27 protein-coding genes are annotated in these 25,717 nt (G+C 65.3%); 17 read left to right on the top strand and 10 right to left on the bottom strand.

Features of this window, described 5'->3' with window-relative positions; translation table 11 throughout:
• Positions 1-177: 177 nt before the first annotated feature.
• From IM701_RS20475 to IM701_RS20395, 17 genes are all read left to right on the top strand, one after another.
• A complete protein-coding gene (locus IM701_RS20475; RefSeq protein WP_370584390.1) occupies positions 178-1,065 on the top strand; it encodes a CoA transferase subunit A in 888 nt (295 codons plus the stop codon).
• Positions 1,065-1,859 carry a CoA-transferase subunit beta gene (locus tag IM701_RS20470; RefSeq protein ID WP_193829085.1) on the top strand — a complete coding sequence of 265 codons (795 nt, stop codon included), beginning with the start codon at positions 1,065-1,067 and terminating at the stop codon, positions 1,857-1,859. The genes IM701_RS20475 and IM701_RS20470 overlap by 1 nt, the downstream gene beginning before the upstream one ends.
• Positions 1,860-1,874: 15 nt before the next feature.
• Positions 1,875-2,771, top strand: a complete 897-nt coding sequence (locus IM701_RS20465) for an enoyl-CoA hydratase (RefSeq protein WP_189540523.1) — start codon at positions 1,875-1,877, stop codon at positions 2,769-2,771.
• Between the two features lie 65 nt (positions 2,772-2,836).
• Positions 2,837-3,844, top strand: a complete 1,008-nt coding sequence (locus IM701_RS20460) for an NAD(P)H-dependent flavin oxidoreductase (protein WP_370584392.1) — start codon at positions 2,837-2,839, stop codon at positions 3,842-3,844.
• A gap of 3 nt (positions 3,845-3,847) precedes the next feature.
• The gene (locus IM701_RS20455) at positions 3,848-4,603 is read left to right on the top strand and encodes an enoyl-CoA hydratase family protein (RefSeq protein ID WP_193829084.1); all 756 of its coding nucleotides are present in this window, start codon (positions 3,848-3,850) and stop codon (positions 4,601-4,603) included.
• Between the two features lie 13 nt (positions 4,604-4,616).
• Entirely contained in the window at positions 4,617-5,780 is a 1,164-nt protein-coding gene (locus tag IM701_RS20450) for an acyl-CoA dehydrogenase family protein (protein ID WP_193829083.1), read from the top strand.
• On the top strand, positions 5,780-6,712 hold the full coding sequence (locus IM701_RS20445) for an acyl-CoA dehydrogenase family protein (RefSeq protein ID WP_193829082.1): 933 nt from the start codon (positions 5,780-5,782) through the stop codon (positions 6,710-6,712). Before IM701_RS20450 ends, IM701_RS20445 begins: the two co-directional genes overlap by 1 nt.
• Positions 6,713-6,720: 8 nt before the next feature.
• Complete coding sequence (locus IM701_RS20440) at positions 6,721-7,872, top strand: acetyl-CoA C-acetyltransferase (protein WP_193829081.1); 1,152 nt, start codon at positions 6,721-6,723, stop codon at positions 7,870-7,872.
• Positions 7,872-8,777 (top strand): SDR family oxidoreductase, encoded by a 906-nt coding sequence (locus tag IM701_RS20435; protein WP_193829080.1) that lies wholly within the window; start codon positions 7,872-7,874, stop codon positions 8,775-8,777. The genes IM701_RS20440 and IM701_RS20435 overlap by 1 nt, the downstream gene beginning before the upstream one ends.
• Positions 8,777-9,832, top strand: a complete 1,056-nt coding sequence (locus tag IM701_RS20430) for an acyl-CoA dehydrogenase family protein (protein ID WP_193829079.1) — start codon at positions 8,777-8,779, stop codon at positions 9,830-9,832. The genes IM701_RS20435 and IM701_RS20430 overlap by 1 nt, the downstream gene beginning before the upstream one ends.
• Positions 9,829-11,007 carry an acyl-CoA dehydrogenase family protein gene (locus IM701_RS20425; protein WP_193829078.1) on the top strand — a complete coding sequence of 393 codons (1,179 nt, stop codon included), beginning with the start codon at positions 9,829-9,831 and terminating at the stop codon, positions 11,005-11,007. Before IM701_RS20430 ends, IM701_RS20425 begins: the two co-directional genes overlap by 4 nt.
• Positions 11,007-11,789, top strand: a complete 783-nt coding sequence (locus IM701_RS20420; RefSeq protein ID WP_193829077.1) for an SDR family oxidoreductase — start codon at positions 11,007-11,009, stop codon at positions 11,787-11,789. Before IM701_RS20425 ends, IM701_RS20420 begins: the two co-directional genes overlap by 1 nt.
• A gap of 58 nt (positions 11,790-11,847) precedes the next feature.
• Positions 11,848-12,309 (top strand): MaoC family dehydratase, encoded by a 462-nt coding sequence (locus tag IM701_RS20415; RefSeq protein ID WP_193829076.1) that lies wholly within the window; start codon positions 11,848-11,850, stop codon positions 12,307-12,309.
• A 2-nt stretch (positions 12,310-12,311) separates the two neighbouring features.
• Positions 12,312-12,689: a nuclear transport factor 2 family protein gene (locus IM701_RS20410; protein ID WP_193829075.1), complete on the top strand. Its 378-nt coding sequence runs from the start codon at positions 12,312-12,314 to the stop codon at positions 12,687-12,689.
• A gap of 14 nt (positions 12,690-12,703) precedes the next feature.
• Positions 12,704-13,906, top strand: a complete 1,203-nt coding sequence (locus IM701_RS20405; protein ID WP_193829074.1) for an acetyl-CoA C-acyltransferase — start codon at positions 12,704-12,706, stop codon at positions 13,904-13,906.
• Positions 13,906-15,453: a FadD3 family acyl-CoA ligase gene (locus tag IM701_RS20400; RefSeq protein ID WP_193829073.1), complete on the top strand. Its 1,548-nt coding sequence runs from the start codon at positions 13,906-13,908 to the stop codon at positions 15,451-15,453. Before IM701_RS20405 ends, IM701_RS20400 begins: the two co-directional genes overlap by 1 nt.
• A 141-nt stretch (positions 15,454-15,594) precedes the next feature.
• Positions 15,595-16,206 (top strand): TetR/AcrR family transcriptional regulator, encoded by a 612-nt coding sequence (locus IM701_RS20395; RefSeq protein WP_193829072.1) that lies wholly within the window; start codon positions 15,595-15,597, stop codon positions 16,204-16,206.
• Between the two features lie 33 nt (positions 16,207-16,239).
• On the opposite strand, the gene IM701_RS20390 is transcribed toward IM701_RS20395, so the two are convergent.
• From IM701_RS20390 to IM701_RS20345, 10 genes are read right to left on the bottom strand one after another with little or no spacing between them, the layout of a single operon-like run.
• Positions 16,240-17,430 (bottom strand): cytochrome P450, encoded by a 1,191-nt coding sequence (locus IM701_RS20390; RefSeq protein WP_193829071.1) that lies wholly within the window; start codon positions 17,428-17,430, stop codon positions 16,240-16,242.
• 30 nt (positions 17,431-17,460) lie between these two features.
• Positions 17,461-17,892, bottom strand: coding sequence for a Zn-ribbon domain-containing OB-fold protein (locus IM701_RS20385; RefSeq protein ID WP_193829070.1), 432 nt, complete (start codon positions 17,890-17,892; stop codon positions 17,461-17,463).
• Positions 17,889-19,052: a lipid-transfer protein gene (locus IM701_RS20380; protein WP_193829069.1), complete on the bottom strand. Its 1,164-nt coding sequence runs from the start codon at positions 19,050-19,052 to the stop codon at positions 17,889-17,891. The genes IM701_RS20385 and IM701_RS20380 overlap by 4 nt, the downstream gene beginning before the upstream one ends.
• The gene (locus tag IM701_RS20375; protein ID WP_193829068.1) at positions 19,049-19,489 is read right to left on the bottom strand and encodes a hypothetical protein; all 441 of its coding nucleotides are present in this window, start codon (positions 19,487-19,489) and stop codon (positions 19,049-19,051) included. The genes IM701_RS20380 and IM701_RS20375 overlap by 4 nt, the downstream gene beginning before the upstream one ends.
• Entirely contained in the window at positions 19,489-20,211 is a 723-nt protein-coding gene (locus IM701_RS20370) for an enoyl-CoA hydratase/isomerase family protein (RefSeq protein ID WP_193829067.1), read from the bottom strand. Before IM701_RS20370 ends, IM701_RS20375 begins: the two co-directional genes overlap by 1 nt.
• Complete coding sequence (locus IM701_RS20365) at positions 20,208-21,014, bottom strand: enoyl-CoA hydratase/isomerase family protein (RefSeq protein ID WP_193829063.1); 807 nt, start codon at positions 21,012-21,014, stop codon at positions 20,208-20,210. Before IM701_RS20365 ends, IM701_RS20370 begins: the two co-directional genes overlap by 4 nt.
• Positions 21,011-22,168, bottom strand: coding sequence for an acetyl-CoA acetyltransferase (locus IM701_RS20360; RefSeq protein WP_193829062.1), 1,158 nt, complete (start codon positions 22,166-22,168; stop codon positions 21,011-21,013). Before IM701_RS20360 ends, IM701_RS20365 begins: the two co-directional genes overlap by 4 nt.
• On the bottom strand, positions 22,165-23,568 hold the full coding sequence (locus IM701_RS20355; protein ID WP_193829060.1) for an OB-fold domain-containing protein: 1,404 nt from the start codon (positions 23,566-23,568) through the stop codon (positions 22,165-22,167). Before IM701_RS20355 ends, IM701_RS20360 begins: the two co-directional genes overlap by 4 nt.
• The gene (locus tag IM701_RS20350; protein ID WP_193829059.1) at positions 23,565-24,482 is read right to left on the bottom strand and encodes an SDR family NAD(P)-dependent oxidoreductase; all 918 of its coding nucleotides are present in this window, start codon (positions 24,480-24,482) and stop codon (positions 23,565-23,567) included. Before IM701_RS20350 ends, IM701_RS20355 begins: the two co-directional genes overlap by 4 nt.
• On the bottom strand, positions 24,479-25,597 hold the full coding sequence (locus IM701_RS20345) for an acyl-CoA dehydrogenase family protein (RefSeq protein WP_193829058.1): 1,119 nt from the start codon (positions 25,595-25,597) through the stop codon (positions 24,479-24,481). Before IM701_RS20345 ends, IM701_RS20350 begins: the two co-directional genes overlap by 4 nt.
• Positions 25,598-25,717 lie beyond the last annotated feature (120 nt).

Here is a 25,717-nt window from a genome sequence, read left to right as displayed (position 1 = left end):
TACGATACTAGACGTTTCGATATAATCGAGCAAGGGGTCGTGATCGCCGAAGGTCCGCCCGGCCGCCATTTGCGCGCGGCGCGCGGGCCGTTCAAAAAAGCACTGGCAGTCTCCGTCAAGCTACGGTACTAATGGTTTCGTAAATTGGTGCCGAGTGCAGGCGGTAAAGCGAAAATGATGAAAACCCAACTCGACAAGCGGATGAGCGCGGCGGAGATCGTTGCGCAATTGAGGGATGGCATGACCATCGGCATCGGCGGCTGGGGGCCGCGGCGCAAGCCGATGGCGCTGGTGCGCGAAATCCTGCGTTCGGACCTGAAGGATTTGACGATTGTCGCTTATGGCGGCGCCGACGTCGGCATGCTCTGCGCGGCGGGCAAGGTGAAGAAGCTGATCTTCGCGTTCGTCAGCCTCGATGCAATTCCGCTGGAGCCGTGGTTCCGTAAGGCGCGCGAAGCCGGGCAGATCGAAGTGCTCGAACTCGACGAAGGCATGTTCCAGTGGGGCCTCAAGGCCTCCGCGTTCGGCCTGCCGTTCCTGCCGACCCGCGTCGGCCTGGGTACCGACCTCGCTGACCTTGGCGGGCTGAAGCACGTCCAGTCGCCCTATGACGATGGCGAAGTGCTGATCGCGATGCCCGCGCTGAAGCTGGATGCGGCGCTGCTGCATGTGAACCGCAGCGACTGGCGCGGTAACGTCCAGCTGTTCGGGCCTGACGTCTACTACGACGAATGGTTCGCGAAGGCGGCGGCCAGGACTTATGTCAGCTGCGAGGAACTGGTCGACCGGATGGAGGACCACTATCCCGACACCGCGCAGGCCAACGTGTTCGAACGCTGCTTTGTCAGCGGCGTCACGCATATCCCGTGCGGCGCGCATCCCAGCTCGATGCCGCCGGCTTATGGCTGGGACATGAAGGCGTTCAAGGCCTACACCGACGCGGCGAAGGATCCGGGCGACTGGAACGCGGTCAAGGACCGTTTCGTCGGCGCGGACGAAGCCGCATATCTGGAATCCGTTGGCGGAAAGGAGGCGGTCGCGGCTCTGCCGCTGCCGGTGTTCTGATGAGCGAAGTGACCCTGGCAGAACTCTGCATTTTCGCAGCTTCGGAAGCGTTCCGGGGCAATGGTGAAGTCGTCGCAACCGGCGTTGGCCCGGTCCCGCGGCTGGGCGCGAGCCTGGCCAAGCTGACGCACACGCCGGAACTGATGATGACCGATGGCGAAGCCTATCTGGTCGAGCAGCCGGTGCCGATCGGCCCGCGCGGTGACTATAAGCCGAAGTTCGCCGGTCACTTGCCGTTCTCGCGCTTTTTCGACAGCGCGGTGTGGAGCGGACGGCGTCATGCGATGGTCACGCCGACGCAGATCGACCGGTTCGGGCAGATCAACCTGTCGCAGCTGGGCGGCACGCATCAGCAGCCCAAGACGCAGATGCTGGGCGTGCGCGGGTTCCCCGGCAACACGATCTACCACCCCAACAGCTTCTTCTTCCCCAGCCACACGCCTCGCGTGTTCGTGGCCGGTGAAGTCGATATGGTTTCGGGTGTCGGCTACAACCCCGCCAAGCGCGTGCCGGGCGGGAACTATTCCGCAGTCGACTTGCGTGTGATCGTCACCAACCTGTGCGTGATGGACTTTGGCGGCACGGACAACGCGGTCCGCGTGGTGTCGCTGCATCCCGGCGTGACGTTCGAACAGGTGCAGGAAGCGACCGGGTTTGAACTGGAGCGCGGCGCGCTGACCGAAACCCCGCTGCCGGGAGCCGAGGAACTGGCGATCATCGCGCAGCTCGATCCGCACAATATCCGCGCCAGCGTGATCAAGGATAACCCGCCCGCCCGTCCCGGGCAGGCCTGAAGGGGAGAGAGAACCATGAGCGATCTTGTCGAGCCGAAACAGGTGGACGTCGTTTACGAAACCGATCAGCCGGTGCTGTACGAAGTGATCGACGGCGTGGCCTGGGTGACGATGAACCGCCCGGATTTCAACAATGCGCAGAACGGGCAGATGACCTATGCGCTGGACGACGCGTTCATGCGCGCGACCAACGACGATGCGGTCAAGTGCATCGTGCTGGCCGGGAATGGCAAGCACTTCAGCGCGGGCCACGACATCGGCACGCCGGGGCGCGACCTTTACACGCAGTTCGAAAACCGCCTGATGGTGCCGCCGCACGTGACGCGTCCCGGTGCCGAACTGCTCTATACGCGTGAGCAGGAACAGTATCTCGGCATGTGCCGCCGCTGGCGCGACATTGCCAAGCCGACCATCGCGATGGTGCAGGGCGCCTGCATCGCGGGCGGGCTGATGCTGGCATGGGTCTGCGACCTGATCGTGGCGACCGATGACGCGTTCTTCCAGGACCCGGTCAACCGCATGGGCATTCCCGGCGTGGAATACTTCGCCCACGCATTCGAACTGCCGCCGCGCGTGGCCAAGGAGTTCCTGCTGCTGGGTGAACGCATGAGCGCGCAGCGTGCGGAACAGTTCGGCATGGTGAACAAGATCGTCAGCCGCGCCGAGCTGCGCGATACCGTCGCAGCGATGGCGGCGAAGCTGGTTGCCCAGCCGCGCCTTGGCAACTGGCTGACCAAGCAGGCGATCAATCACGTCGAGGAACTGCGCGGCAAGCGCAGCGCGATGGATGCGGTGTTCCACATGCACCACTTCGCCCATGCGCAGAACGATCTGGTGCTGGGCAATTCCATCGGCGGCCTTGATGGCAAGGCGATGGCCGCACAGAACAAGCAGCAGGCCAAGGAAGGCTGAGCCAAGTGATCTGCACCCCGCTCACCGAGGCGCTTGGCTGCCGCGTTCCCGTGATCCAGACCGCAATGGGCTGGGTGGCGACGCCCGAACTCGTCGCCGCGTCCAGCAATGCCGGAGCATTCGGCTTTCTGGCCTGCGCGGTGATGACTCCGGCCGAGGCGCGCGAGGAGGTGGCGCGGCTGCGTGACCTGACACCGCACAATTTCGGCATCAATTTCCACAGCTTCCAACCGGGTGCTGCGGAAATCGTCGAAGTGATCCTGGCCAACCGCGATCGCGTGCGGGCCGTTAGTTTCGGACGCGGGCCGGATGCCAAGATGATCGCTCGGTTCAAGGATGCGGGCATCCTGTGCATCCCCACGGTCGGGGCGGTGAAGCACGCCGAGAAGATGGTCCAGCTGGGCTGCGACATGGTCGTGGTGCAGGGCGGCGAGGGTGGCGGGCATACCGGTTCGGTCCCTTCCACCGTGCTGCTGCCGCAAGTGCTGGACGCAGTGAACGTGCCGGTCGTCGCGGCGGGTGGCTTTGGCGACGGGCGCGGGCTGGCGGCGGCGCTGGCTTATGGCGCTTGCGGCATCGCGATGGGCACGCGCTTCCTGATGACGGCGGAAAGCCCAGTGCCGGCCAGCACCAAGGGGCGCTACGTCAAGGCGGGAACCAATGACATTGTCGTGACCACCAAGGTCGACGGGATCCCGCAGCGGATGATCCTGAACCCGGCGCTTGCCCGCATCGAGCAGTCCGGCCGGATCGGCATGTGGCTGCGCGCGGTCGAGGCAGGGCTGGCGATGAAGCGCCAGACCGGCGCTTCGTTCATCGACCTTTACCACGCGGCCAAGGGCATGACCTCGCACGGCGGGCTTTCGCTGATGCAGGCAATGATGGCCGCGGCCGCGCCGATGATGATCCAGCGCGCCGTGGTCGATGGCGCCGACGCGGACGGCCTGATGGCCACTGGCGTGGTGGGCGGGCGGCTGGCCGACCTGCCGACCTGCGCCGCGCTGATCGACAGCATCATGACCGAGGCGGAAGCGCGGCTGACCGCGCTGCGCGGCCTTGGCACCCAGGAGTAAGACATGGGCATTACCACCACCATCAAGGACCGGATCGCGGAAATCGTGTTCGATGTTCCGCCGGTCAACGCGTTCGACAGCCAGACCTGGATGTCGTTGCCTGCGATCATCACGGCGGCCGCCAGCAATCCGGACGTCAACTGCGTGCTGATCCGCGCGGCAGAGGAATCGCGCGGGTTCTGCGGCGGGGTCGACATCAAGGAGATGCAGGCCCACCCGGAGCGCATCACCGTGCTGAACCGCGGCAATTACCTGACCTTCAAGGCCATTCGCGATGCCGAAGTGCCGGTGGTGGTCGCCGCGCACAAGTTCGTGATCGGCGGCGGGATCGGAATTTGCGGCGCGGCCGATACGATCATCGCGGCAGACGATGCGTTCTTCTCGCTGCCGGAGGTCGATCGCGGGGCAATGGGCGGGGCTAGCCACCTGTCGCGGATGCTGCCGCTGCACAAGGTCCGCGCGGCCTTTTTCACGGGCGGCAATATCCCGGCCGAGGAAGCCTATCGGCTTGGCGCGGTCGAGAAGGTCGTGCCGCGGGCCGACCTCGTGGCCGAGGCGCGCGCGTTCTGCGCGATCGTCGCCAGCAAGAGCCGCAAGGCGCTGGTCATCGCCAAGGAAGCGCTGAACGGGCTGGAACCGCGCGACGTCGATCGCGGCTATCGCTGGGAACAGGGCTTCACGCTGGAAATGTACATGCACGAAGACAGCCAGAAGGCGCGCGATGCCTTTGTTGAAACCGGCAAGGCGGCCCAATTCTGATGGATGCGTTCTGATGCAGCTGGAATATACCCCCGAACAGCAGGCGTTCCGGGCCGAAGTGCGCGCCTGGATGGAAGCCCACGTTCCCAAGGAACCGCTCGTCACGCTGGAATGCCGCGAAGGCTATGACCAGCACGTCGAGTGGGAACGCACCTTGGCCAGCGGCAACTGGGGCATGGTCACCTGGCCCGAAGCTTATGGCGGGCGCGGGCTGGACCTGATCCAGTGGCTGATCTTCGAGGAAGAGTATTTCCGCGCTGGTGGTCCCAACCGGGCCAACCAGAATGGCATCTTCCTACTCGGCCCGACCATCATGGAATTCGGCACCGAGGAGCAGAAGGCCCGGTTCCTGACCCCGATGGCCAAGGGCGAAGTGATCTGGGCGCAGGCCTGGTCCGAACCCGGCGCGGGCAGCGACATGGCGGCGATCCAGTCCAAGGCGGTGCGGGACGGCGATCATTACGTCATCACCGGGCAGAAAACCTGGTCGAGCCGCGCGGCCTTTGCCGACTGGGGCTTTGGCATTTTCCGCACCGACCCGGACAGCAAGCGCCACAAGGGGCTGACGTTCATCCTGTTCGACATGAACAGCCCCGGCATCACCCGCCGCCCGATCCGCCAGCTGCACGGCGATACCGGCTTTGCCGAACTGTTCTTCGATGAAGTGCGCGTGCCGGTTGAAAATTGCCTGGCGGGCGAAGGGCAGGGCTGGAACGTGGCGATGGCCACTGCCGGGTTCGAGCGCGGGCTGATGCTGCGCTCACCCGGACGGTTTCAGGCGACGGCCAAGCGGCTGGTCGAACTCTATCGCCAGCACGCGGATCATGCCGCACCCTCAGCACGCGAAGCCGTGGTGCAGGCGTGGGGCGCGGCGCAGGCCTATGCCTACAACACGTATGCCGTCGCCGCGAAGATCATGGCCGGGGGCAAGATCGGCGCCGAGGCCAGCCTCAACAAGATCTTCTGGTCCGAACTGGACCGGTCGATGCACCGCACGGCCATGCAGCTGCTGGGCGCGGCGGCAGAGCTGAAGCGGTTTGACGATGGCCGCATCAACCAGTGGCTTGAAGGCTACATCTTCTCGCTCTCCGGCCCGATCTATGCCGGCTCGAACGAGGTGCAACGCAACATCACGGCCGAACGCCTGCTCGGCCTTCCTCGCGTGGGAGCGGGCTGATGGATTTCCGGTTTTCCGAAGACCAGCTGACGCTGGCAGATGGTGTGCGCGATTACCTTACCGGCACGCATGGTCCCGAAGTGCTGCGGCGGCTGGATGAAGCAGGCCCGCGCGATTCCGAAATCTGGCAGGGGCTGGTCGACATGGGCCTGACCGGGCTGCTGGTGCCGGAAAAGCACGGCGGGCTGGGCATGGGCCTGATCGAAGCCGCGCTGATCGCGGCGGAATGCGGGCGGGCCTGTCTGGCCGAACCGCTGGTCGATACCGCATTCGTCGGCGTGCCGTGGCTGCTCTCGCAAGGACAGGCCGATGGTCTGGCCGATGTGGTGGCCGGCACGCGCAAACTGGCGCCCGCGCACGTGATCAATCCGTGGGTGGCAGACGGGGAAGGGGACGCGCTCGTGTCCGTCGATCCCTTGCGCCAGCTGACCACGCGGCCTTCGACGGTCAGCGATGATCCGCACCTGCTCAATCTGGGCGCACTGATGAGCGCGGCGCAGCTGGTCGGGCTGGCCGATGCGATGCTGCATCAGGCGGTCGAATACGCCAAGATCCGCACCCAGTTTGGTCAGCCGATTGGCGCGTTTCAGGGGATCAAGCACCAGCTGGCGAGTTGCTCGGTGGCGATTGAATTTGCCAAGCCGGTGGTCTGGCGCGCGGCGGCGGCACTGCAGGATGGCCTCGGCAGCGCCACTGCCCACGTCAGCCACGCCAAGCTGGCGGCGAGCGACGCAGCGATGCTGACTGCCGAAACCGCGATCCAGGTCCACGGCGCGATGGGCTACACTTACGAAGTGGACCTGCACTTCTGGATGAAGCGCAGCTGGGCGCTGTGCGGCGCCTGGGGCGACCGCGCGTTTCATCTGAAACGGATCGACGAAGCCGTGCTGGGCGGCAGCTTGCCGATTGGCCCCGAACACACCTTTGCCTGAGGATCACCATGGCTGAAGCATATATCATCGACGCTGTCCGCACCCCCATCGGGCGCAAGAAAGGCAGCCTGGCCGGAGTGCATCCGGCAGACCTTGGCGCGCATCCGATCAAGGCACTGGTGGAACGCACCGGCATCGACGCCAATCTGGTCGACGATGTCGTCTGGGGCTGCTGTGACACCATCGGGCCGCAGGCCGGTGACATTGGCCGCACCGTGTGGCTGGTCGCGGGCCTGCCGCAGCACGTGCCCGGCACTACGATTGACCGCCAGTGCGGATCGAGCCAGCAGGCCGTCCACTTCGCTGCCCAAGGCGTGATGAGCGGGACGCAGGATCTGGTCGTCGCGGGCGGCAGCCAGGCGATGAACGCGATTCCGATTTCGGCGGCGATGCTGGCGGCAGAGCCTTATGGCTTTTCCAACCCGTTCAACACCTCGCCGGGCTGGGTCGCGCGCTATGGCGACGGCATCCTGAACCAGATCAATTCGGCGGAAATGATCGCCGCGAAATGGGGCCTGACCCGCGCCGAGATGGAGGCGTTCGCGGTCACCAGCCACCAGCGTGCGCAGGCGGCGGCTGACAATGGCTGGTTTGCCAATGAAATCGCGCCGATGGCCGAACTCGCCGCTGACGAAACCATCCGCCCCACCACTTCGCTCGAAGGGCTGGCGGGCCTGCGCACCGTGCAGGAAGGCGGGATCGTTACCGCCGGGATTTCCAGCCAGAACTGCGACGGCGCCGCCGCGATGCTGGTCGCCAGCGAACGCGCGGTGAAGGAACACGGGCTCAAGCCGCGCGCGCGCATTCACCACATCTCCGTCCGTGCGGACGATCCGGTGTGGATGCTGACTGCGCCGATCCCGGCGACCGAGTACGCGCTGAAGAAGGCTGGCATGACCGTCGCTGATATCGACTTGTTCGAATGCAACGAAGCGTTCGCATCCGTGCCGATGGCGTGGATGAAGCAGCTCGGCATCCCGCACGAGAAGGTCAACATTCACGGCGGCGCGATTGCGCTGGGTCATCCGCTGGGCGCCACCGGCGCGCGACTGATGACCACGCTGCTCAACGCGCTGGAGCGTACCGGCGGGCGCTATGGTCTGCAGACCATGTGCGAAGGCGGCGGGCAGGCCAACGTCACGATTATCGAGAGGCTGTAATGGGTATTTGCGAAAACCGCACTGTCATCATCACTGGCGCCGCACGCGGCCTGGGCCGGGCCTATGCGCTGGCCTTCGCCGCTGAGGGCGCGAACGTGGTGGTCAACGACATCGGCACGTCGCTGAACGGCGAAGGGCGCGATACCAGCGCCGCCGATGGCGTTGTGGCTGAAATCATTGCCGCTGGCGGCAAGGCCATCGCCAACTATGAAGACATCACCGACTGGGACGCGGCCAAGCGGATCGTCGATGCCGCGGTGGCTGCATTTGGTGACCTGCACGTGGTGGTCAACAATGCCGGGATCGTGCGCGACCGGATGTTCGTTTCGGCCACGCTGGAAGAATGGGACGCGACCATGCACGTCCACCTGCGCGGGCATTTCTGCATCGCCCGCCACGCGGTGAACTACTGGCGCGAAAAGCAGAAGCGCGGCGAAAATCCCGACGCGCGGATCATCAATACCTCGTCCGGCGCGGGGCTGCAGGGCAGCATCGCGCAGGCGGCCTATTCGACGGCCAAGGGCGGGATCGCCTCGCTCACGCTGGTCCAGGCGGCGGAACTGGGGCGCTATGGCATCACTGCCAATGCGCTGGCCCCGTCGGCCCGCACCCGCATGACCGAGCAGGCCTTTGCCGAAAAGATGGCGACCGAAGGTCAGACCTTCGACGTGATGGACCCGGCGAACATGGCCCCCACCGTGGTCTGGCTGGGTTCCAGCCAGAGCGCCGACGTGACCGGCTGCGTCTTCGAACTCGAAGGCGGCAAGATCATGCTGGAGGATGGCTGGCGCGAAGGTCCGGTGGTGGACAAGGGCGCCAAGTGGGAACCGGCAGAAGTCGGCGCGGCGGTCGAACAGCTGATCGCCACCCGCGTGCCGCCGCGCAAGGTGTGGGGGACCGCATAATGGAATTTGTCTTTACCGAAGAACAGGCGATGATCGCGGAAACCGTGAAGGGTTTCTTTGCCGAACACGCCACCAGCGAACGCACCCGCAAGGCGATGGCCGCCGACGGGATCGACCGTGACCTGTGGAGCGCTTTCTGCGCCGAACTGGGCCTGGCCGGGATCGGCATTGCCGAAGACCTGGGCGGGGCCGGACTGGGCATGGTCGAACTGGCAATCGTGGCCGAAGCCGCGGGCAGCCAGGTGGCGGCATTGCCGCTGTTAGGCCAGGCCATGGCGGCGCAGGCGATTGCCTCCGGTGGCAGCGCGGCGCAGCAGGGCGAATGGCTGGGCAAGCTGGTTTCCGGCGAGGCGATTGCCGTTTACGCCAGTGCCGATGCGCTGGACCTTGCCGATGGCAAGCTGTCGGGCAGCGTTTCCTTCGTGATGCATGGCGGCGTGGCCGACCTGTTCGTGCTGGGCAGCGGCGACAGCGCCTGGCTGGTGCGCGCCGATGCCGCGGGCGTCAGCGTGACCACCCACACCACCATGGACCAGACCCGGCCGATGGCCACCGTCACTCTGGCCGGTGTGGCCGGTGACGCGCTGGCCGATGGCGCGGCCGCTCTGGCCGCCGCGCGTCAGGCCGGTTGGGTAATCGCCGCCGCCGAAGGGCTGGGCGTGGCCCAGGCCTCGCTCGAGCGCACGGTCGCCTATGCCAAGGAACGCGTCCAGTTCGGCCGCCCGATCGGTTCGTTCCAGGCCTACAAGCACCGCCTGGCCGATATGGTGATCGAAATCGAACAGGCCCGCAGCGCCGTTTACTGGGCAGCCTGCGCGGTGGACGAGCAATCGGACGAAGCGGCAATCGCGCTGCATTCGGCCAAGAGCTTTGCCGCCGATACCGCCTTCATGTGCGCCGGCAACATGATCCAGCTGCACGGCGGGATCGGGTTCACCTGGGAGCACGACGCGCACCTTTATTTCAAGCGGGCGCGCGCGCTTCAGTCGATGCTCGGAGCCGGTGACTGGCACCGCGAGCAGGTTGCAACGATGATTTTGGGAGCAGCGGCATGAAGCTGGGCTTTTCCCCCGCGGAAGAGGAATTCCGCGCCGAATGCGCCGACTGGCTGCAGGGCCAGATGGCGGGCGAATTCAAGGACATCAAGGGCATCACCACGCTGACCGCCAAGGCGGAACGGCGCAAGGAATGGGAACAGCAACTGGCCGCTTACAAGTGGTCGTGCATCGGCTGGCCCGAGGAATGGGGTGGCCGCAACGCCAGCCTGGCCCATCAGGTGATCTTTGCCGAGGAATATGCGCGCGCCGGGGTTCCGGGCCGCGTCAATCACATCGGCGTCGAACTGGCCGGTCCGACCATTCTGGCATTCGGCACCGAAGCGCAGAAGCAGCGCTTCCTGCCTGATATCGCGGCGGGCAAGACCATCTTCTGCCAGGGCTTTTCGGAACCGGGTGCCGGGTCCGACCTCGCTTCGGTCCGCACCAAGGCGCGGCTTGAGGGCGGGGAATGGGTCGTCAACGGCCAGAAGATCTGGACCAGTCTGGCGCACATTTCCGACTGGATCTTCGTCGTTTCCCGTAGCGAGGAAGGGTCGAAGGGGCCCAAGGGCCTGACCTTCCTGATGATGGAAATCGACCAGCCGGGGATCGAGATCCGCGGGATCAAGCAGATCAACGGCGATGCCGAATTCAACGAAACCTTCTTCACCGATGCGCGCTGCCCGGCGGACAGCCTGATTGGCGCGCCGGGTGAAGGCTGGAAGATCGCGATGGGCCTGCTGGCGTTCGAACGCGGCGTTTCCACGCTGGGTCAGCAGATGGGCTTCCGCAACGAGCTGGACGAAATCATCGCGGCGGCCAAGGCGAATGGCGCGGCCAAGGATCCGCTGATCCGTCAGCGTATCGCCAAGGCGGAAATCGGCCTCAACCTGATGCGCTATGGCGCGCTGCGGATGCTATCGCAGACCGATCATTCCAAGATCGACGGCGCGGCGCTGACCTACAAGATCCAGTGGGCTAGCTGGCGGCGCAACCTGGGCGAACTGGCGATGGACGTGCTGGGGCAGGCTGCCGAAGTGGCCGAAGGGGCAGAGTATGAATGGGACACTCTGCCCAATCTGTTCCTCTACAGCCGCGCCGACACGATCTATGGCGGGACCAACCAGATCCAGCGCAACCTGATCGCCGAGCGCGGTCTGGGCATGCCGCGCGAACCGCGGGGTGACGTCTGATGGCTGCTCCGATCCCGACTTATCCGCAGGGCCGCAATCTGCTGGCCGGCAAGACTGTGGTTGTGACCGCCTCGGCTGGCACCGGCATCGGCTTCTCCGCTGCCAAGCGCGCGGTGGAAGAAGGCGCGACCGTGCTGATGAGCGACTTCCATGAGCGCCGGCTGGGCGAAGCTGCCGACCGGATCGCCGCCGAATGCGGCCAGCGCCCGGCGACCTTCGTGTGCGACGTGACCAGCCAGGACCAGGTCGATGCGCTCCACGCGGCGGCGCTTGCCGAACTGGGCCACGTCGACGTGCTGATCAACAACGCGGGCCTTGGCGGCGAAGTCGATGTGATCGACATGACCGACGAGCAATGGTTCCGCGTGCTCGACGTCACGCTCAACAGCGTGTTCCGGATGAGCCGCGCGTTCCTTCCCGCGATGTATGCGCGCAAGACCGGGGTGGTCGTCAACAACGCCTCGGTGCTTGGCTGGCGCGCGCAAAAGGGGCAGGCCCATTATGCTGCCGCGAAGGCGGGCGTGATGGCGTTCACCCGCTGCTCGGCGGTGGAGGCGGCCGAGCACAATGTGCGGATCAACGCGGTTGCTCCGTCGATCGCGATGCACGCGTTCCTGGCCAAGGTGACCACCGATGACCTGCTGGCCCAGCTTTCCGCTCGCGAGGCCTTCGGCCGCCCCGCAGAGGTCTGGGAAGTGGCGAACGTCATGCTGTTCCTCGCCTCCAATCTGTCGAGCTATATGACCGGAGAGGTCATCTCCGTTTCCAGCCAGAGGGCCTGAAACCCCTTGGGCAGCAGACCCGCTCTGGCGGTAATAAGACCCTTGTGAAAGTACGAACATGGCCAAGATCTACAACAATCCCAGAGAGCTGCTCGGACAGGAAGGGACCAGTCTTGGCCCAACCGACTGGTTGTGCATCGATCAGGACCGGGTCAACGGTTTCGCCGAGGTTACCGGCGACCACCAGTGGATCCACGTTGATGTGGAACGCGCCAAGGACGGGCCATTCGGCGGGACTATCGCCCACGGTTACCTGACGATGAGCCTGGTCAACTTCTTCCTGCCCGACCTGATTGAGGTGCGCGGTTTCACCCACGCGGTGAACATCGGGGCTGATCGGCTTCGCTTCCTCAGTCCGGTCAAGGTCGGCAGCCGCATTCGCGGGATTGGCGAAGTGATGTCGGCGGAAGAAGTGACAGGCGCGGTCCAGTCGGTCGTGCGCGTCACCGTGGAGATCGAAGGCAGCGACAAGCCGGCCTGCGTGGTCGATACTATCAGCCGCTATTTTCCGGAGGCCTGACCATGCCCGGAGTAGAAGCCATGACGGCGACGGTCCATGCCTATGTTGCGGCCTATGAAGCGGCAGACGAGGAAAGCGTCGTTATTCTGTTTGCCGAAGATGCGGTGATCGAGGATCCCGTCGGCACTCCGCCAAAGCGTGGGCACGAGGAAATTCGCGCTTTTTTCCGCGGAGCCATGGAGATGGGGTGCAAGCCGGTCCTCGATGGTCCGATCTGCCTTACCGAAGATCACGCGGCCTTTCCCATGCGCGTTCCGATGTGCATCGATGGCCAGGACATGGTCTATTACGGGATTGATGTCTTTGCCTTCGATGCCGAGGGCAAGGTGCGGGAAATGCGGGCCTATCACGGCCCCAGCAATTTGGTTGCGAAACTTTAGAAGGAAGTCCCAGCATGCGTGAAGCCGCCATCATTTCCACCGCCCGCACCGGCATCGGCAAGGCCTATCGCGGGGCGTTCAACGATACCGAGGCGCCCGTGCTGTCGGCCCACGTGGTCGATGCCGCGCTGGAGCGCGCGGGCATCGATCCGGCCCGCGTGGATGACGTGTACCTGGGTTGCGGGAACCACTGGAACACGCAGAGCTACAACCTGGGCCGCCTGACGGTCCATGCGTCGAAGCTGCCCAACACCACCAGCGGCTTCACGCTGGACCGCAAGTGCTCGTCGGGCCTCAACGCCATTGCACTCGCCGCGCGTTCGATCATCTGCGACGAGGTCGATGTGGCCGTGGCGGGCGGGGTCGAGACGATCTCGATGACGCTCAACAAGTTCGCGCCCGCGTGGCGCAACCGCTCGCAGGCGGTGATCGCGGCTGATCCCTATGCCTACATGGCGATGATCGAAACCGCCGAAGTGGTCGCCGAACGCTATGGCATCAGCCGCGATGACCAGGACGCCTTTTCCGCGCTCAGCCAGCAGCGCGCCGGGGCGGCCCAGGCCGCGGGGCGGTTCGACGATGAAATCGTGGCGATCACCGTCGAAAAGTCGCTGAAGGACAAGGAAGGCAACGAAACGGGCCGCGAAAGCGTGACCCTGACCGCCGATGAAGGCGTGCGCGGTGATACCACGGCCGAAGGCCTGTCGGGCCTGCGCCCGGTGTTCAAGGACGGCATGGTCATCAAGGAAGGCCGCCACATCACGGCTGGTAACGCCTCGCAGCTGTCGGATGGCGCGTCGGCGCAGGTGGTGATGGATCTGGCGACCGCGCAGAAGGAAGGCCTGCCGGTGCTGGGGCTCTATCGCGGCTTCCAGGTCGCGGGCTGCGAGCCCGATGAAATGGGCATCGGCCCGGTTTTCGCCATTCCCAAGCTGCTGAAGCGCGCTGGGCTGACGATTGACGATATCGGCCTGTTTGAAATCAACGAAGCCTTCGCCAGCCAGGCGATCTATTGCCAGCGCAAGCTGGGGATCGATCCTGACAAGCTGAACGTCAACGGCGGCGGGATCGCGCTGGGCCATCCCTTTGGCATGACCGGCAGCCGCCTGGTCGGCCACGCGCTGATCGAAGGCAAGCGCCGCGGGGTGAAATATGTCGTCGTGTCGATGTGCGTTGCCGGCGGCATGGGCGCGGCGGGTCTGTTCGAGGTCGCCTGATGCTTGATCCGCTGCCGCTGACCATCCCGCACGCGGCCCAGGCTGCGGCCAAGGCCTGGCCCGACGCCCCCGCCGTGATCGAGGGCGAGGTGACCTGGACCTTTGCCGAGTTGTGGCAGCACAGCCGCGCCGCCGCATCGGCGCTGCTGGCGCGCGGAGTGAAGGCGGGCGACCGCGTGGCGATCTGGGCGCCCAACCGGCGCGAATGGATCGTTGCGGCGGTGGCGACGATGAGCCTGGGCGCGGCCGTGGTCACGCTCAACACCCGGCTGAAGGGGCGCGAGGCGGGGGACATCCTGCGCCGCACCCATGCCCGGCTGCTGTTCACTGTCACCGACTTCCTCGGGATCGATTACCAGGCGCTGCTGGCGGATGAAGACCTGCCTGATCTGCGCGAAGTGCTGATGCTCGATGTCGGGTTCGATGCGTTCCTCGCCAGCGGCAAGGGCGCGGGCGATGCAGCGGTCGATGCGGCGCTGGCGGCTATCGACGCTGACACGATCAGCGACATCCTGTTCACCAGCGGCACCACCGGCAGCCCAAAGGGCGTGCTGATGACCCATGGCCGCGTCCTGCCGCAATGCGGGGTGTGGATCGGCAACACCGGCCTGTCGTTCGGCGATCGCTATCTCATCGCCAATCCGTTCTTCCATTCGTTCGGGATGAAGGTTGGCTGGGTCGCCTGCCTGCTGTCGGGCGCGGTCGCCGTGCCGATGTCGCAGTTCGACGTGGCCGAGGCGATTACGCTGATCGAGAAGCTCAAGATCAGTTTCTTCCCTGGCCCGCCCACCGTGTTCCAGATGATCCTGGCGGAAAAGGACAAGCGGCCGATCGATACTTCGTCGCTGCGCGGCGGAACCACGGGCGCGGCCACCGTGCCGCCGGTGCTGGTCCAGCGCATCCGCGACGACCTGGGGATGAAGAACATCATCACCGCCTATGGCATGACCGAATGCGTCAACATCACGTCGTGCCGCCCGGGCGATCCGGCGGAAACGATCGCGCAGACCTGCGGCGCGGCGATCCCCGGTAATGAAGTGATCGTGGCCGACGATGCCGGCAATGAAGTGCCGCGCGGCGAAACCGGCGAGATTCTGGTGCGCGGGCAGGGGGTGATGCTGGGCTACCTCGACGATCCCGAGGCCACCGCCGAAGCAATTGATGCGCAGGGCTGGCTCCACACCGGCGATGTCGGGACGATGGACGAACTGGGCTATGTCCGGATCACCGACCGCAAGAAGGACCTGTACATTTCGGGCGGGTTCAACGTCTATCCGGCCGAGGTCGAAAAGCTGCTCTCGGTCCACCCGGCGATCGCGATGGTTGCGGTGGTCGGCGTGCCGGACGAACGCATGGGCGAGGTCGGCAAGGCCTATGTCGTGCTGCGCCCCGGCGCCAGCGCGAGCGAGGCCGAGCTGATCGGCTGGAGCCGCGAGAACATGGCCAATTACAAGGTCCCGCGCAGCGTGGCCTTTGTTGCCGACCTGCCCCGCAACGCCAGCGGCAAGGTGCTCAAGACCGAATTGCGCGATGACAGTGTGGCCTAGCGGCATGTCCACCGCCGGTGTTGCGGCGCCGATACGAGGCCCTCAACGGCGGAAGGCGCTGGCCCCGGCCTTCAAACGAAGCGCTTTCATTGCTAGGTCTCGATCCTGAAAGCCAGCTTGTTCGCACAGGGAAAATCGCTTTTGCCCACTCCACAGCTCAAACCGCTTCCTGTCCGATCGCCGGGGCGCCCGCGGGACAAGACGCGCGAGGCGAAGATCCTTGAGGAGACCCTGCAACTGCTGGGTGAAGTCGGCTTTGCCCGGCTGACAGTGGACGCCGTCGTCGCGCGGGCGCGGGCGAGCAAGGCGACGGTCTATCGCCGCTGGGCGACCAAGGAGGAACTGGCAGTTGCCGCCTTCGACCTGCTGCCGCTGATCGAGATCGAAAGCTGCGGCGATCTTGAAGAAGACATCCTGCGCTATATCGAGCAGTATAGCCGCTTCATGCAGACGACAACGCTGCGTAGCGTGCTGCCGGCTCTGGTGAGCGAGGCTTGCCAGAACCCTGTTCTGGCCGAAAAGCTGCAGCAGACCGTAATGCGCCGGCGCGAGTCCGGCATTGCCTTGGTGGAAGCGGCGATCGCGCGCGGGGAACTGTCGGCATCAACCGATCCGGTCCTGGCGCAGGAGCTGTTCATCGGCCCGCTGGTGAACCGCACTTTCTTCTTCCCCCAGAATTTCGACCTGGCCGATTTCCGCACCTTGGCGCGCATCGTCGTGGCCGGTCTCAAGGCGCAGAGCGCCCCTGTCTGACCCGGACGGGGCCGAGGCAGGCAGGGCGGCCCGTCATTTCCAAGCGGGCCGGATCACCATCTTCGTGAAACCGTTGAGATGCTCGCTGAAGGCGCGCTCGCACTCATCCTCGATGACTTCCCAGTCATCCATAGCGTCCAGCATCAGGTGCAGCATGATTTCCGCCGCTTTCAGCGCCAGCTGCGCACCCAGACAGAAGTGCGCGCCCACGCCGAAGCTCATGTCGCCGGGATTGTCGCGGGCGATATCGAACCGGTCCGCCTGTTCGAAGCGCGTTTCGTCACGGTTGGCCGAAGCATAGACGAACAGCAGGTTGTCTCCCCGCTTCACGGTGCAGCCGTTCAGTTCAAAATCCATCGCCGCGCGCCGCGCCAGCATGTTGGTGGGCTGGTCAAAGCGCAGCGCCTCGCGAAAGGCGGGCATCACCAGCGAACGATCGGCCAGCACGCGGGCTTTTTGTTCGGGGTGGCGGGCCAGGTAATACATGGTTGCGGCCACCGACATCGGCGTGGTTTCCGAGCCGACCACCAGCAGGCTGAACAGATAGTTGAACAGATCGGTATCGGACAGCCGCTGCCCGTCAATCACCGCATCGCGCAGCGCGCGCCCGTGCGGTCCGCCCGCCTGCGGGTCCGCGCGCAGCGTGCCAACGTGGGCCATGAGAGAGGCGGCCAGTTCGCCAACCGCTTGCTGGCTTTCCGGCGTTGAAGCCCCTTCCTGCCCGGGCAGGCGGTTGAGGATGATCTGGTCGATCAGGTCGCGGGCGCGGCGCGCTTCGCCTTCGTCCATGCCCAGGTTGTAGCCGGCGTTGATGCACATCACCTGGTTGGCGAATTCGCCATAGACGTCGAACGTCGGCTTGCCGCGCAGGTCAGCGAATTCCTTCTCGATTAGGGCGGTGAGACGCGGAACTTCATGGCTGATCGCGCCTGCCGAGTAGAACGGTTCCAGCACACCGCGCCACTTGCGGTTTTCCGGCACGTTCATCGTCATGAAAGTGTGGGGCGTTGGTTCGCCCAGCATCAGCTGCGCCGGGGTCTGGCCGGCGGTGAAATCCAGCCACTTGCTTCTCAGGCTTGCGGTGCGCAGGTCATCGAAGCGGGTCAGCGCCCAGGCTTTGCGCTTTTCCACAAAGTGGGGGCAGCCTTCCGCCCGCAACTGCCGGTAAAGTTCATGCGGGTCGGTCATCGCTTCGGTTGAAAAGGGATCGTAATCGGTCTTCACTGTGGAAACTCCATGGGCCGGTCCTGCGCGTCAGGCGATGAGCCAGGCGGGCCAGGCAATGTCTGAGGCAATGGGGATGATCGCCGCGCGCAAGGGCATGCCGATTCGCAATTCTTCCAGGCGCACTGCGTTGATCGGGTCGCCAGGGGTGCGCAACACTGGACCCACCATGCGCAGGTTTGCAGCCTCGGCCAGCTGGGCGATCCCCACCACATAGGGCGTGAAAGGTGCGAAGGCGGGGAGGACGGGGGCGTGGACCAGGGTCCATGACCACAGCTCCGCTTCGCCGCTGACCGTGCGGTATTCCAGCTGGCCTTTGCAGGAACAGCGCCAGCGGGCCGGGAAGTGCCAGGCTCCGCAGGCGGTACAGTGTTGGTGGGCCAGTTCGCCCCGGTCCAGCGTGGCCCAGAAGCCTTCCTCGAAAGGCCCTTCGCGGTCGGGCAGGGGGATGCCTTCGATCATGCGTCCCTCCGCAGCAGAAGCGCGCCGTTCGGCGTCACGTCGCAGCCTGTGACCAGTGCCACCCGCGCATCTGCAACCTGGGTGGCGGCGCTACCGCGCAATTGGCGGACAGCCTCGGTCACGTGGTTGAGCCCGTGGAGATAGGCTTCGGAAAGGCTGCCCCCGGCGGTATTGCACGGCAGCTTTCCGTCAAGCCGGATTCCGCCCTCGGTGATGAATTGCGCGGCAGTCCCCTTCGGGGTGAAGCCGTAGGCTTCTAGCGAGAACAGCAGCAGCGGGGAAAAGGCATCGTAGATCTGCGCCACATCTACATCGCCGGGGCCAAGCGGGGTCATGCTCCACAGCTTCTCGGCAGCCACCCGCCCGCAGGATGATAGCGGGTCGGCGCGGTGGAAATCGGCCATCTGCTGATGCCCCGGCGCCATCCCCTGGGCGAAAGCCTCGATCACCACCGGGCACTGTCCCGCCGCCTTTGCCCGCTGAGCCGGCACCAGCACCAGAGCTACGGCGCCATCGGTCTCAAGGCAGTTGTCGAACAGGCGCAGCGGATCGGCAATCATGCGCGAGGCGTAGTAATCGTCCCGCGTCATCGGCTTGCCATGCATCGTTGCCAGCGGATTGCGGCAGGCATAGGCGCGCAGGGCCAAGGCGATTTCGCACAGCGCGTCGGAAACGTCGCCATGTTCGTGCATATAGCGGCGCGTCAGCATGGCCACCTCGTCAGCCGGGCGCAGCAGGCCCGACGGGCGCGACCATTTCCAGTGATCGGACAGCACCGGGCTGGTCTGCGCCCAAACCCGCGAAGCCGCGGCAGACCGCTTGCGGGCGCGCCATATCACCGCCGCGCGGCACTGGCCTGTCGCCACGGCCATGGCGGCCTGCCCGACCGTTCCCGGACCGGCGCCGCCGCCATGGGCAACTTGGGCAAACCAGTGCAGGGGACCGAACCCCATCGACCTGAGCAGTTCGAAGTCCGGCGTGGCTTCCATCGTGTAGCAGGCAAGGCCATCGATCTCACCCGGTTCGATGTCCGCGTCCGCCAGTGCCGCATCCACCGCCATGCAGGCCAGTTCACGTTCGGAAGGGCCCAGCCCCTTGCCGAATTCCGTCTGACCGATCCCGGCTATGGCGACTTGCCCGGCAATAGCTGATCCGATCATGTCGAGCGTCCCGAAAGGTATAGCAACTCGTTCAGGGCAATCATGCAAGATTGTTCCATGCCTGCTTCGCGGACTTCGAATTCCAGCGTGATCAGGGTGCCCCGGGGATGCTTGCGGACCGCCGAGAGCTGTCGGCGGCCTTGCAGCGCGGCTCCGGCTCGGGCAATAGCGGGGAACCGGATCGAGGGGCAACCGAGGTTGAGCACGCCGGAATGGCCGGTGATCGACCAGTCCGGCGCAGGGACGAGGCGGGGGACAAGGGACAGGATCAGGAAGCCGGGCAGGGCATCCCCGGCGTTGGCCGCCGTGCCGCAAACGCGGGCAAAGCGTTCGGCCTGCTGCGGCCCGATCGTGACCAGCTCGCCCCAGGGCGCGAAACCTTCCGCACTGATCCCGGCAAGGGCGGACAGATCGTCATGGGGGATCAGGCGGTCCATTACCGGGCCCTGAGCGCCGCCGCGGTGGCCGCCTCGCGATCCAGCGCTTCGGCGATGGTGCCGGTCGGTCCGGCTTCAAGGCATCGCTTGATGGCATTCAGCGTGCCGGGCTTGCACCGCGCCGCCCCTTCGCCCAGCGCAAATGCGCGCTCGAGCAGGCGTTCGGCATCGACAACTTCGTCGACCAGCCCAATCCGTAGCGCTTCCGGGGCTTCGACAGTCCGCTCGCTGAGCAGCAGCTTTCGCGCGTTCGCGCGTCCGATCAGGGACGGTAGCAGCTTGGTTGAGCCAAGGCCCGGGATGATCCCCAGTTCGGCAAAATTCGTCCGCAACTTTGCCTGCGGTGCGGCAATGCGCAGATCGCACAGCAAGCTCATCGTCACGGCGATTCCGACAGCCGCGCCATTGAACGCCGCGATGGTAAGCTTGGGCAATTGCGCGAATTCCGGCGCGAAGCCCGTGATGAAGTGTTCCTCGCCAATGCGCAGACCTGAGGGGCCGACGCGGCCGGTCAGAACGTCCTTATGTGCGCCTGCGCAAAACGCGCGGCCCCGGCCGGTCAGGACGATCGCGGCGACATCCGGATCGGCCGCCCCGGCGCGCAGGGCGTCAACCAGATCCTCGCCCATTTCCGGCGTGTAGCAATTCATGCCGTCTTCGCTGACCAGTTCGATCAGCAGGACCGCGCCGTGCTGCGCGGTGGCGATTGTCCCGTAACTCACGCCAGATCTCCCGGCGTGCGTTCCTGCCAGACCGGCGCGCGCTTATCGAGAAAAGCCTGCACGCCTTCGCTGGCGTCGGGGTGATCGTTCTGGCGCATGATCAGGCGCCAGGCTTCTTCCAGCGCCTGCGAGAGCGGTTGTTCCAGCGCGTTCCAGATTGCCGCGCGGCTGCGCGCTACCGCCGTCGGCGAATGGCGGGCGATATTTGCCGCCAGGGCGCGGCAGCGGGGCATGACCTGCGCGGCTGGCAGAACTTCATCGAACAGTCCAAGGCGGTGCGCTTCCGCCGCATCGAGCCGTTCATCCCCTCCGGTCAAGGCCAGTTTCATCACGGCTCCCAGCGGCATCCTGTGGACCAGGCTGACCGGTTCGAGCCCCGCGACAAAGCCGACCGCGACATGGGTGTCGATCAGACGGGCCTGGTCGGAGGCGATGACGATGTCGGCATCGGCAATGAAGTGGATCCCGCCGCCGACGGTCATGCCGTTCACCGCGGCGATGAAAGGCTTGGTGCAGCCGTTCTGCCGTCCGGTCCACGAGATGGACCGGATCGACCGGGCCAGCTCGGGATCGTTGGGGATCGGCTGATCGGCAAGGTCGGCCCCGGTGCAAAACGCCTTGTCGCCAGCCCCCGTGACGATCACTGCGCGCACGGCGGGATCGGCCTCGATCGCCGCCCAGGCCAGCGGCAATTCGCGGTTCATCGCCTTGTTCACGGCATTGCGCCGATCCGGCCTGTCGAGCGTCAGCGTGGCGATGCCATCGGCGACCTCAAGCGACAGGGTTTCGAAGCGGCGGCTCATTCCACCCCCAGGATGCTGATGGCGCAGCCCGTGGGATAGCCCCCGATATTGTGGCTGAGCGCAAGCTTTGCCCCCGGCACCTGGCGCGCGCCGGCTTGGCCGCGCAATTGCAGGACGTTTTCCACGATCATCCGCACGCCGGTAGCCCCGGTGGGATGACCGAAGCTCTTCAGCCCGCCGTCGGTGTTGATCGGCAGTTCCCCACCCAGCGCAAACGTGCCGCTGGCGATATGTTCCTTCGCGGCGCCCTTGGGGATGAAGCCCAAGTCCTCGTAGGACAGCAGCTCGGTCATGGTGAAGCAATCGTGCACCTGCGCCACGTCGATCTGGCGCAGCGGATCGTCAAGTCCGGCCATCCGGTAGGCGTCGGCCGCGGCCAACTCGGTGGCCTTCCAGCGCAGGAAGTCATGATCGGGATCGGTATGCGGGTTAGGAGCACAGTGCGATGAGATGGCCTTCACGTACACCGGCTGCCCCGGGTAATTGCGCGCCAGATCGGCCCGCGTGACGATCACGGCAGCTGCGCCGTCAGTTTGCGCCGCGCAGTCATACAGGCCGAAGGGCCAGGCAATCATGCGAGCTGACAGGGCGTCCTCAACCGTGATTTCCTTCTTGAGGAAGGACTTCGGCGCCAAGGTGCCGTTGTGGTGATTTTTCACCGCGATTCGGGCAAGATCTTCGCGCCCGGCGTCGTACTTGGCGAAGTAGGGCGCTGCCGCCAGCGAGAACCAGCCGGCCGGGGTGGCCGGGAGGTCGCGCACGCCGCGATAGGTGACCGAGGGGCCGGAGACGCCGCGATCCTTGGGCTTGTCGTAACCTACGGCCAGAACGGTGTCATAAAGCCCGGCGGCGATCGCCATGCAGGCCGAACGGACAACCTCGGTCCCGGTGGCGCAGTAGTTGTAGACCGAGGCCAGCGGCTTGTAGAGCTTCAGCGCCTCCGAAACATCGACCGGGCCCATCGCGGAATAGAGCGAGCCGCAGAAAACCGCGTCGATCTGCCGCGCGGGATCCTCGATCCCGGCATCAGCATAGGCTTCGAAGACGGCCTCGACGATGAGGTGTTCGGCACCCTTTTCCCAGTGTTCGGCAAAGGTCGAGCAACCTGCGCCGACGATGGCCGTCTTGTCCCTGATGCCGTGTTTCGCGCTCATGCCTGGGCTCCTTCGCGCGCCACTGCAGGCACGGCTTTCCAGAAGTAATTGGGTCGCAGACCAACCGTGTGGATGCGGCGAAAGACAAAACGCAGCGGCATGCCCAGCTGCGGCGTGGCACCGCTCAGGTCCGTGACCTGCATGTAGATCCGTGGTCCGCCTGCAACTTGAACGATGCCGACGGCCGTGGGCGGCGTGGGCGAGGGGAAGAAGGCGTCGAGCGTATAGGTCACCAAGTGACCGCCGGTTTCGGCGAAATCCTCAGCCGTGAACTGGTCCTTGCCACCGCAGCGGATGCAGACCCGGCCCTTGGGAAACTGGGGTTCACCGCAGGTGCAGCGCTGGCCCTGGAGCCGGTTGTTCTCCGCGCGCTCGCGGAAGTGGATCGTGGCGGCAATGCCCTGGTCATCGGCTGCGGGATATTCGGTGATGTCCAGCTTGCGCGCGGCACGCCAGATCGCGGCACTGGCGATTGGTTCGCGATCGGCCAGCGTATCCGCAACGCTCGTGGCCGGGCGCGGCGCGATCACTCGCCATACCTGCGCTTCGGCACCGTCGCCATGGACCGACAGGGCGATCTCTCCGGGGGCCTCGGCCGAATCGAGCGCTGCTGCGAGCAGCAGTGGTGCGTGTGCGGCGCCGCAGAACCCGACCTTGGCCAGGATCTGCGAACTGGCCTGGACCGGCGAGGCGCGAAGCGACTTTGTTACCGTTCCAAGCGACCGCGAATTGCTGGCGCTGAACGCCCAGACGCGATCGGACTGTGCTTCGGGCAGGGCCTTGGCTGCCGCAATGATCGGCGAAAGCTGCCCGTATTGCGTGGCAAAACGATCTTCCCAGCCATGGGTGAACCGGTCGCCGGCGCGGCGCCAGGTTTCGATGATCTCGTTGGTCTGCTGGCTGGTGGCGATCAGTTCGGCTACCACGCCATCACGCCCAAGCAGGAAGGCGACCGCTGCATCGCCGCCGCTGCGTTCCAGTTCGGAACCTGGGGCGCCTTGTCGGCAATCGGCCACGATCACCAGCGCCTGATCGACGCTGCCTGAACGCACGGCATCGCTGGCGAGGGCTAGCGCCTGAGCACCTGCGCGCAAGCTATGGGCGATGTCGACGCTGCGCACGGCTGCTGGCAAGCCCAGCACGGCTGAGACCAGTGCCGCTGCCTGCTTTTCCTCAAAAGGGTGGGTGGTACTGGCAAATGCGACCAGGCCGATGCCATCTCGGCCCTTGCCCGCCAGACAACGCCGGGCGGCTTCTACGGCCATGGTTATGCTGTCTTCGTCGGCCCAGGCAACCGACCGTTCGGGTGCACCTTCAGCGGGCTTGCGACCGGCGAGTACGGCTGGAGCGATGCGGTGACGGGGGATATATGCGCCCCATGCGGTGATGCCAGCGCTCATGATGCTGCCTTTCCGCCGGATGTGCCGACGCCGTCATGGAAGGGGTAGGGTTTGCCCAGAATGCCGAACGGTCCGAATTGTCCGGGCATGGCATTGGGGAAGTGGCGACGGATCGCCTCGACCGTCCAGCCGCCAGGCATGACCAGGGTCTTGCCGTAATGTGGCTGCACCATGTGCGACAGCCGCTCACCGCCCGTGCCAAAGATCTGCCCGGAGACGCCTGCAGCCTCGTCCGAGCAAAGGTAAACGACAGCCGGGCCGTTGAGGGTGGGGTCGAAGTCCTGCCCCGGCTTGCCATCGGCATCGCGATAGGTTTTCGACATGGCCGTGGTGCCCAGCGGCCCGATCGCGTTGACCCGTATGCCATAGCGCGCCAGCTCGGTCGCCCAGGTATAGGTCATCGAGGCGATCGCGCCCTTTGCGGCGGAGTAGGCCGTCTGCCCGAAACTGCCAAAGTGCGCGCCCGACGTAGTGTTGATCACCGCGCCGCCCAGCCCCTGTTCGACCATGGCGCGAACGGCGGCCTGAGTGCACCAGAATGTGCCCTTGACATGGACCGTCAGCACGCTGTCTAGATCGTCATCGGACATCTTCAGCAGGGTCCTGTCGCGCAGGTTACCGGCGTTGTTCACCATAATGCGCACGCTGCCGAACGCGTCGATGCAGCTTTGCACCAGTGCTTCGCAGCCTTCGCGCGAGCCGATGTCGTGGCTGGATACCACGGCCTGACCGCCTTGGGCGATCACACTAGCAGCCAATTCGCGCGCCGCGGCTTCGTTGAGGTCGTTGACCACGACCGGCGCACCGGCCGCGGCCAGGTACTGCACGTGACCGCGGCCAATGCCGCCGGCTGCGCCTGTAACGATGGCCGGACGGCCCGCCAGCAGGCGATCGGATGAAATTGCGTCTGTCATACGTTTTCTAGAACCCTGTGGTTACCGTCAAACACGGCTGCGCCGATTGCTTCCATCAGCTCAAGCGGTTCGCCGTGCATGAGTTGGAGATGTTTCGCGCGGCGGAAAAATAGCTGGGGATCCGCTTCAAGCGTGAAGCCGATGCCGCCGTGGACCTGAATCGCCATGGCTGAAACGTCGCGGAACATCTGGCAGGCCTTCAGCTTGGCCATGTCGCCCCACGATGCGGCCTGCGGTTCGCCTTCGTCGAGCGCGGCAGCAGCGCGGTGCACCAGCACAGACGCCCCCGCGATGTTGACCGCGCCTTCCGCCAGCATGTGGGCAATCGCCTGGAACCCGCCAATTGGCTGGCCAAACTGCTTGCGGGTGCACGAATAGTCGCGGGTCATGGCAAAGATCTGCTCGGCCCCGCCGATAGCCTGGGCCGCAATGGCCAGCTTCATCGCACTGTCTGCCCGGGCCCGGGCCTGCGCAGCCTGATCGCCGGTAGCGACCAGTTGCGCGACCGGCGTCTGGTTGAAAGACACCTCAGCCATGTCTTGTTCGGCCAAGTTGCCGAGTGGGGCAAGCTCCAGGCCTGCCGCATCGCGCGCTATCAGGCACAGGGCTGGCTGGCCGGCAGCGTCAGTTACGGCTACCAGCAACCAGTCAGCAAGGGCTGCTTCCGGCACGAAACAGGCCGTGCCGTTCAGTACAGCACCGTTTGCTTCCACGGTCACCACTGGCTGGGGGCTGTCCGGAACAGCCGGAGCATAGGCCACTGCTGCCGAGCCTTCGGCAATCGCCGCCAAAGCGCCTTCGGCCGCGGGATTGGCGGCGATGGTCAGCGCACTGGCAGCACCAACTGTGCTGCAGGTGTAAAGCGCGGGTACCAGAGCCCGACCTAGCTCCATTTGCACCACGACCATTTCGGCGGCACCCAAGCCCACCCCACCCTGATCTACCGGGATGAGCAGCCCGCCGAGCCCGAGCGCGTCGAGCTGGGCGTAAATGGCGCGCGCTGTGGCGGGATCGTTTTCACAGGCTCTCACCTGCGCTGTGGTGTGACTGTCGGCCAACAGTGCCCGCACGCTATCCTGCAAGGCGACTTGTTCTTCGCTGAGCGCGAGATCCATTCGCTTCCCCTCTTTGGTCTGGCGGCGAATATCCCGGGCTTTCGGCCGATTCCGCCATTAACGATACCAGACGTACCCATAAAGGGTGCTGCTGTCCATACCCAAATCTGCTGTTGACAG

The organism is Novosphingobium sp. ES2-1 (genome assembly GCF_015169775.1).
In the GTDB taxonomy this organism is placed as follows: Bacteria; Pseudomonadota; Alphaproteobacteria; order Sphingomonadales; family Sphingomonadaceae; genus Novosphingobium; species Novosphingobium subterraneum.
Note: the sequence above shows the minus strand (reverse complement) of the source record. Positions and strands in the feature narration are given on the sequence as shown.

What these genes read in the sequence shown, in the direction of transcription:
- IM701_RS20475 (WP_370584390.1), top strand. Translation starts at nt 178, where the DNA reads ATGAAAACCCAACTCGACAAGCGGATGAGCGCGGCGGAGATCGTTGCG.
- IM701_RS20470 (WP_193829085.1), top strand. Translation starts at nt 1,065, where the DNA reads ATGAGCGAAGTGACCCTGGCAGAACTCTGCATTTTCGCAGCTTCGGAA.
- IM701_RS20465 (WP_189540523.1), top strand. Translation starts at nt 1,875, where the DNA reads ATGAGCGATCTTGTCGAGCCGAAACAGGTGGACGTCGTTTACGAAACC.
- IM701_RS20460 (WP_370584392.1), top strand. Translation starts at nt 2,837, where the DNA reads ATGGGCTGGGTGGCGACGCCCGAACTCGTCGCCGCGTCCAGCAATGCC.
- IM701_RS20455 (WP_193829084.1), top strand. Translation starts at nt 3,848, where the DNA reads ATGGGCATTACCACCACCATCAAGGACCGGATCGCGGAAATCGTGTTC.
- IM701_RS20450 (WP_193829083.1), top strand. Translation starts at nt 4,617, where the DNA reads ATGCAGCTGGAATATACCCCCGAACAGCAGGCGTTCCGGGCCGAAGTG.
- IM701_RS20445 (WP_193829082.1), top strand. Translation starts at nt 5,780, where the DNA reads ATGGATTTCCGGTTTTCCGAAGACCAGCTGACGCTGGCAGATGGTGTG.
- IM701_RS20440 (WP_193829081.1), top strand. Translation starts at nt 6,721, where the DNA reads ATGGCTGAAGCATATATCATCGACGCTGTCCGCACCCCCATCGGGCGC.
- IM701_RS20435 (WP_193829080.1), top strand. Translation starts at nt 7,872, where the DNA reads ATGGGTATTTGCGAAAACCGCACTGTCATCATCACTGGCGCCGCACGC.
- IM701_RS20430 (WP_193829079.1), top strand. Translation starts at nt 8,777, where the DNA reads ATGGAATTTGTCTTTACCGAAGAACAGGCGATGATCGCGGAAACCGTG.
- IM701_RS20425 (WP_193829078.1), top strand. Translation starts at nt 9,829, where the DNA reads ATGAAGCTGGGCTTTTCCCCCGCGGAAGAGGAATTCCGCGCCGAATGC.
- IM701_RS20420 (WP_193829077.1), top strand. Translation starts at nt 11,007, where the DNA reads ATGGCTGCTCCGATCCCGACTTATCCGCAGGGCCGCAATCTGCTGGCC.
- IM701_RS20415 (WP_193829076.1), top strand. Translation starts at nt 11,848, where the DNA reads ATGGCCAAGATCTACAACAATCCCAGAGAGCTGCTCGGACAGGAAGGG.
- IM701_RS20410 (WP_193829075.1), top strand. Translation starts at nt 12,312, where the DNA reads ATGCCCGGAGTAGAAGCCATGACGGCGACGGTCCATGCCTATGTTGCG.
- IM701_RS20405 (WP_193829074.1), top strand. Translation starts at nt 12,704, where the DNA reads ATGCGTGAAGCCGCCATCATTTCCACCGCCCGCACCGGCATCGGCAAG.
- IM701_RS20400 (WP_193829073.1), top strand. Translation starts at nt 13,906, where the DNA reads ATGCTTGATCCGCTGCCGCTGACCATCCCGCACGCGGCCCAGGCTGCG.
- IM701_RS20385 (WP_193829070.1), bottom strand. Translation starts at nt 17,892, where the DNA reads ATGATCGAAGGCATCCCCCTGCCCGACCGCGAAGGGCCTTTCGAGGAA.
- IM701_RS20380 (WP_193829069.1), bottom strand. Translation starts at nt 19,052, where the DNA reads ATGATCGGATCAGCTATTGCCGGGCAAGTCGCCATAGCCGGGATCGGT.
- IM701_RS20375 (WP_193829068.1), bottom strand. Translation starts at nt 19,489, where the DNA reads ATGGACCGCCTGATCCCCCATGACGATCTGTCCGCCCTTGCCGGGATC.
- IM701_RS20365 (WP_193829063.1), bottom strand. Translation starts at nt 21,014, where the DNA reads ATGAGCCGCCGCTTCGAAACCCTGTCGCTTGAGGTCGCCGATGGCATC.
- IM701_RS20360 (WP_193829062.1), bottom strand. Translation starts at nt 22,168, where the DNA reads ATGAGCGCGAAACACGGCATCAGGGACAAGACGGCCATCGTCGGCGCA.
- IM701_RS20355 (WP_193829060.1), bottom strand. Translation starts at nt 23,568, where the DNA reads ATGAGCGCTGGCATCACCGCATGGGGCGCATATATCCCCCGTCACCGC.
- IM701_RS20350 (WP_193829059.1), bottom strand. Translation starts at nt 24,482, where the DNA reads ATGACAGACGCAATTTCATCCGATCGCCTGCTGGCGGGCCGTCCGGCC.
- IM701_RS20345 (WP_193829058.1), bottom strand. Translation starts at nt 25,597, where the DNA reads ATGGATCTCGCGCTCAGCGAAGAACAAGTCGCCTTGCAGGATAGCGTG.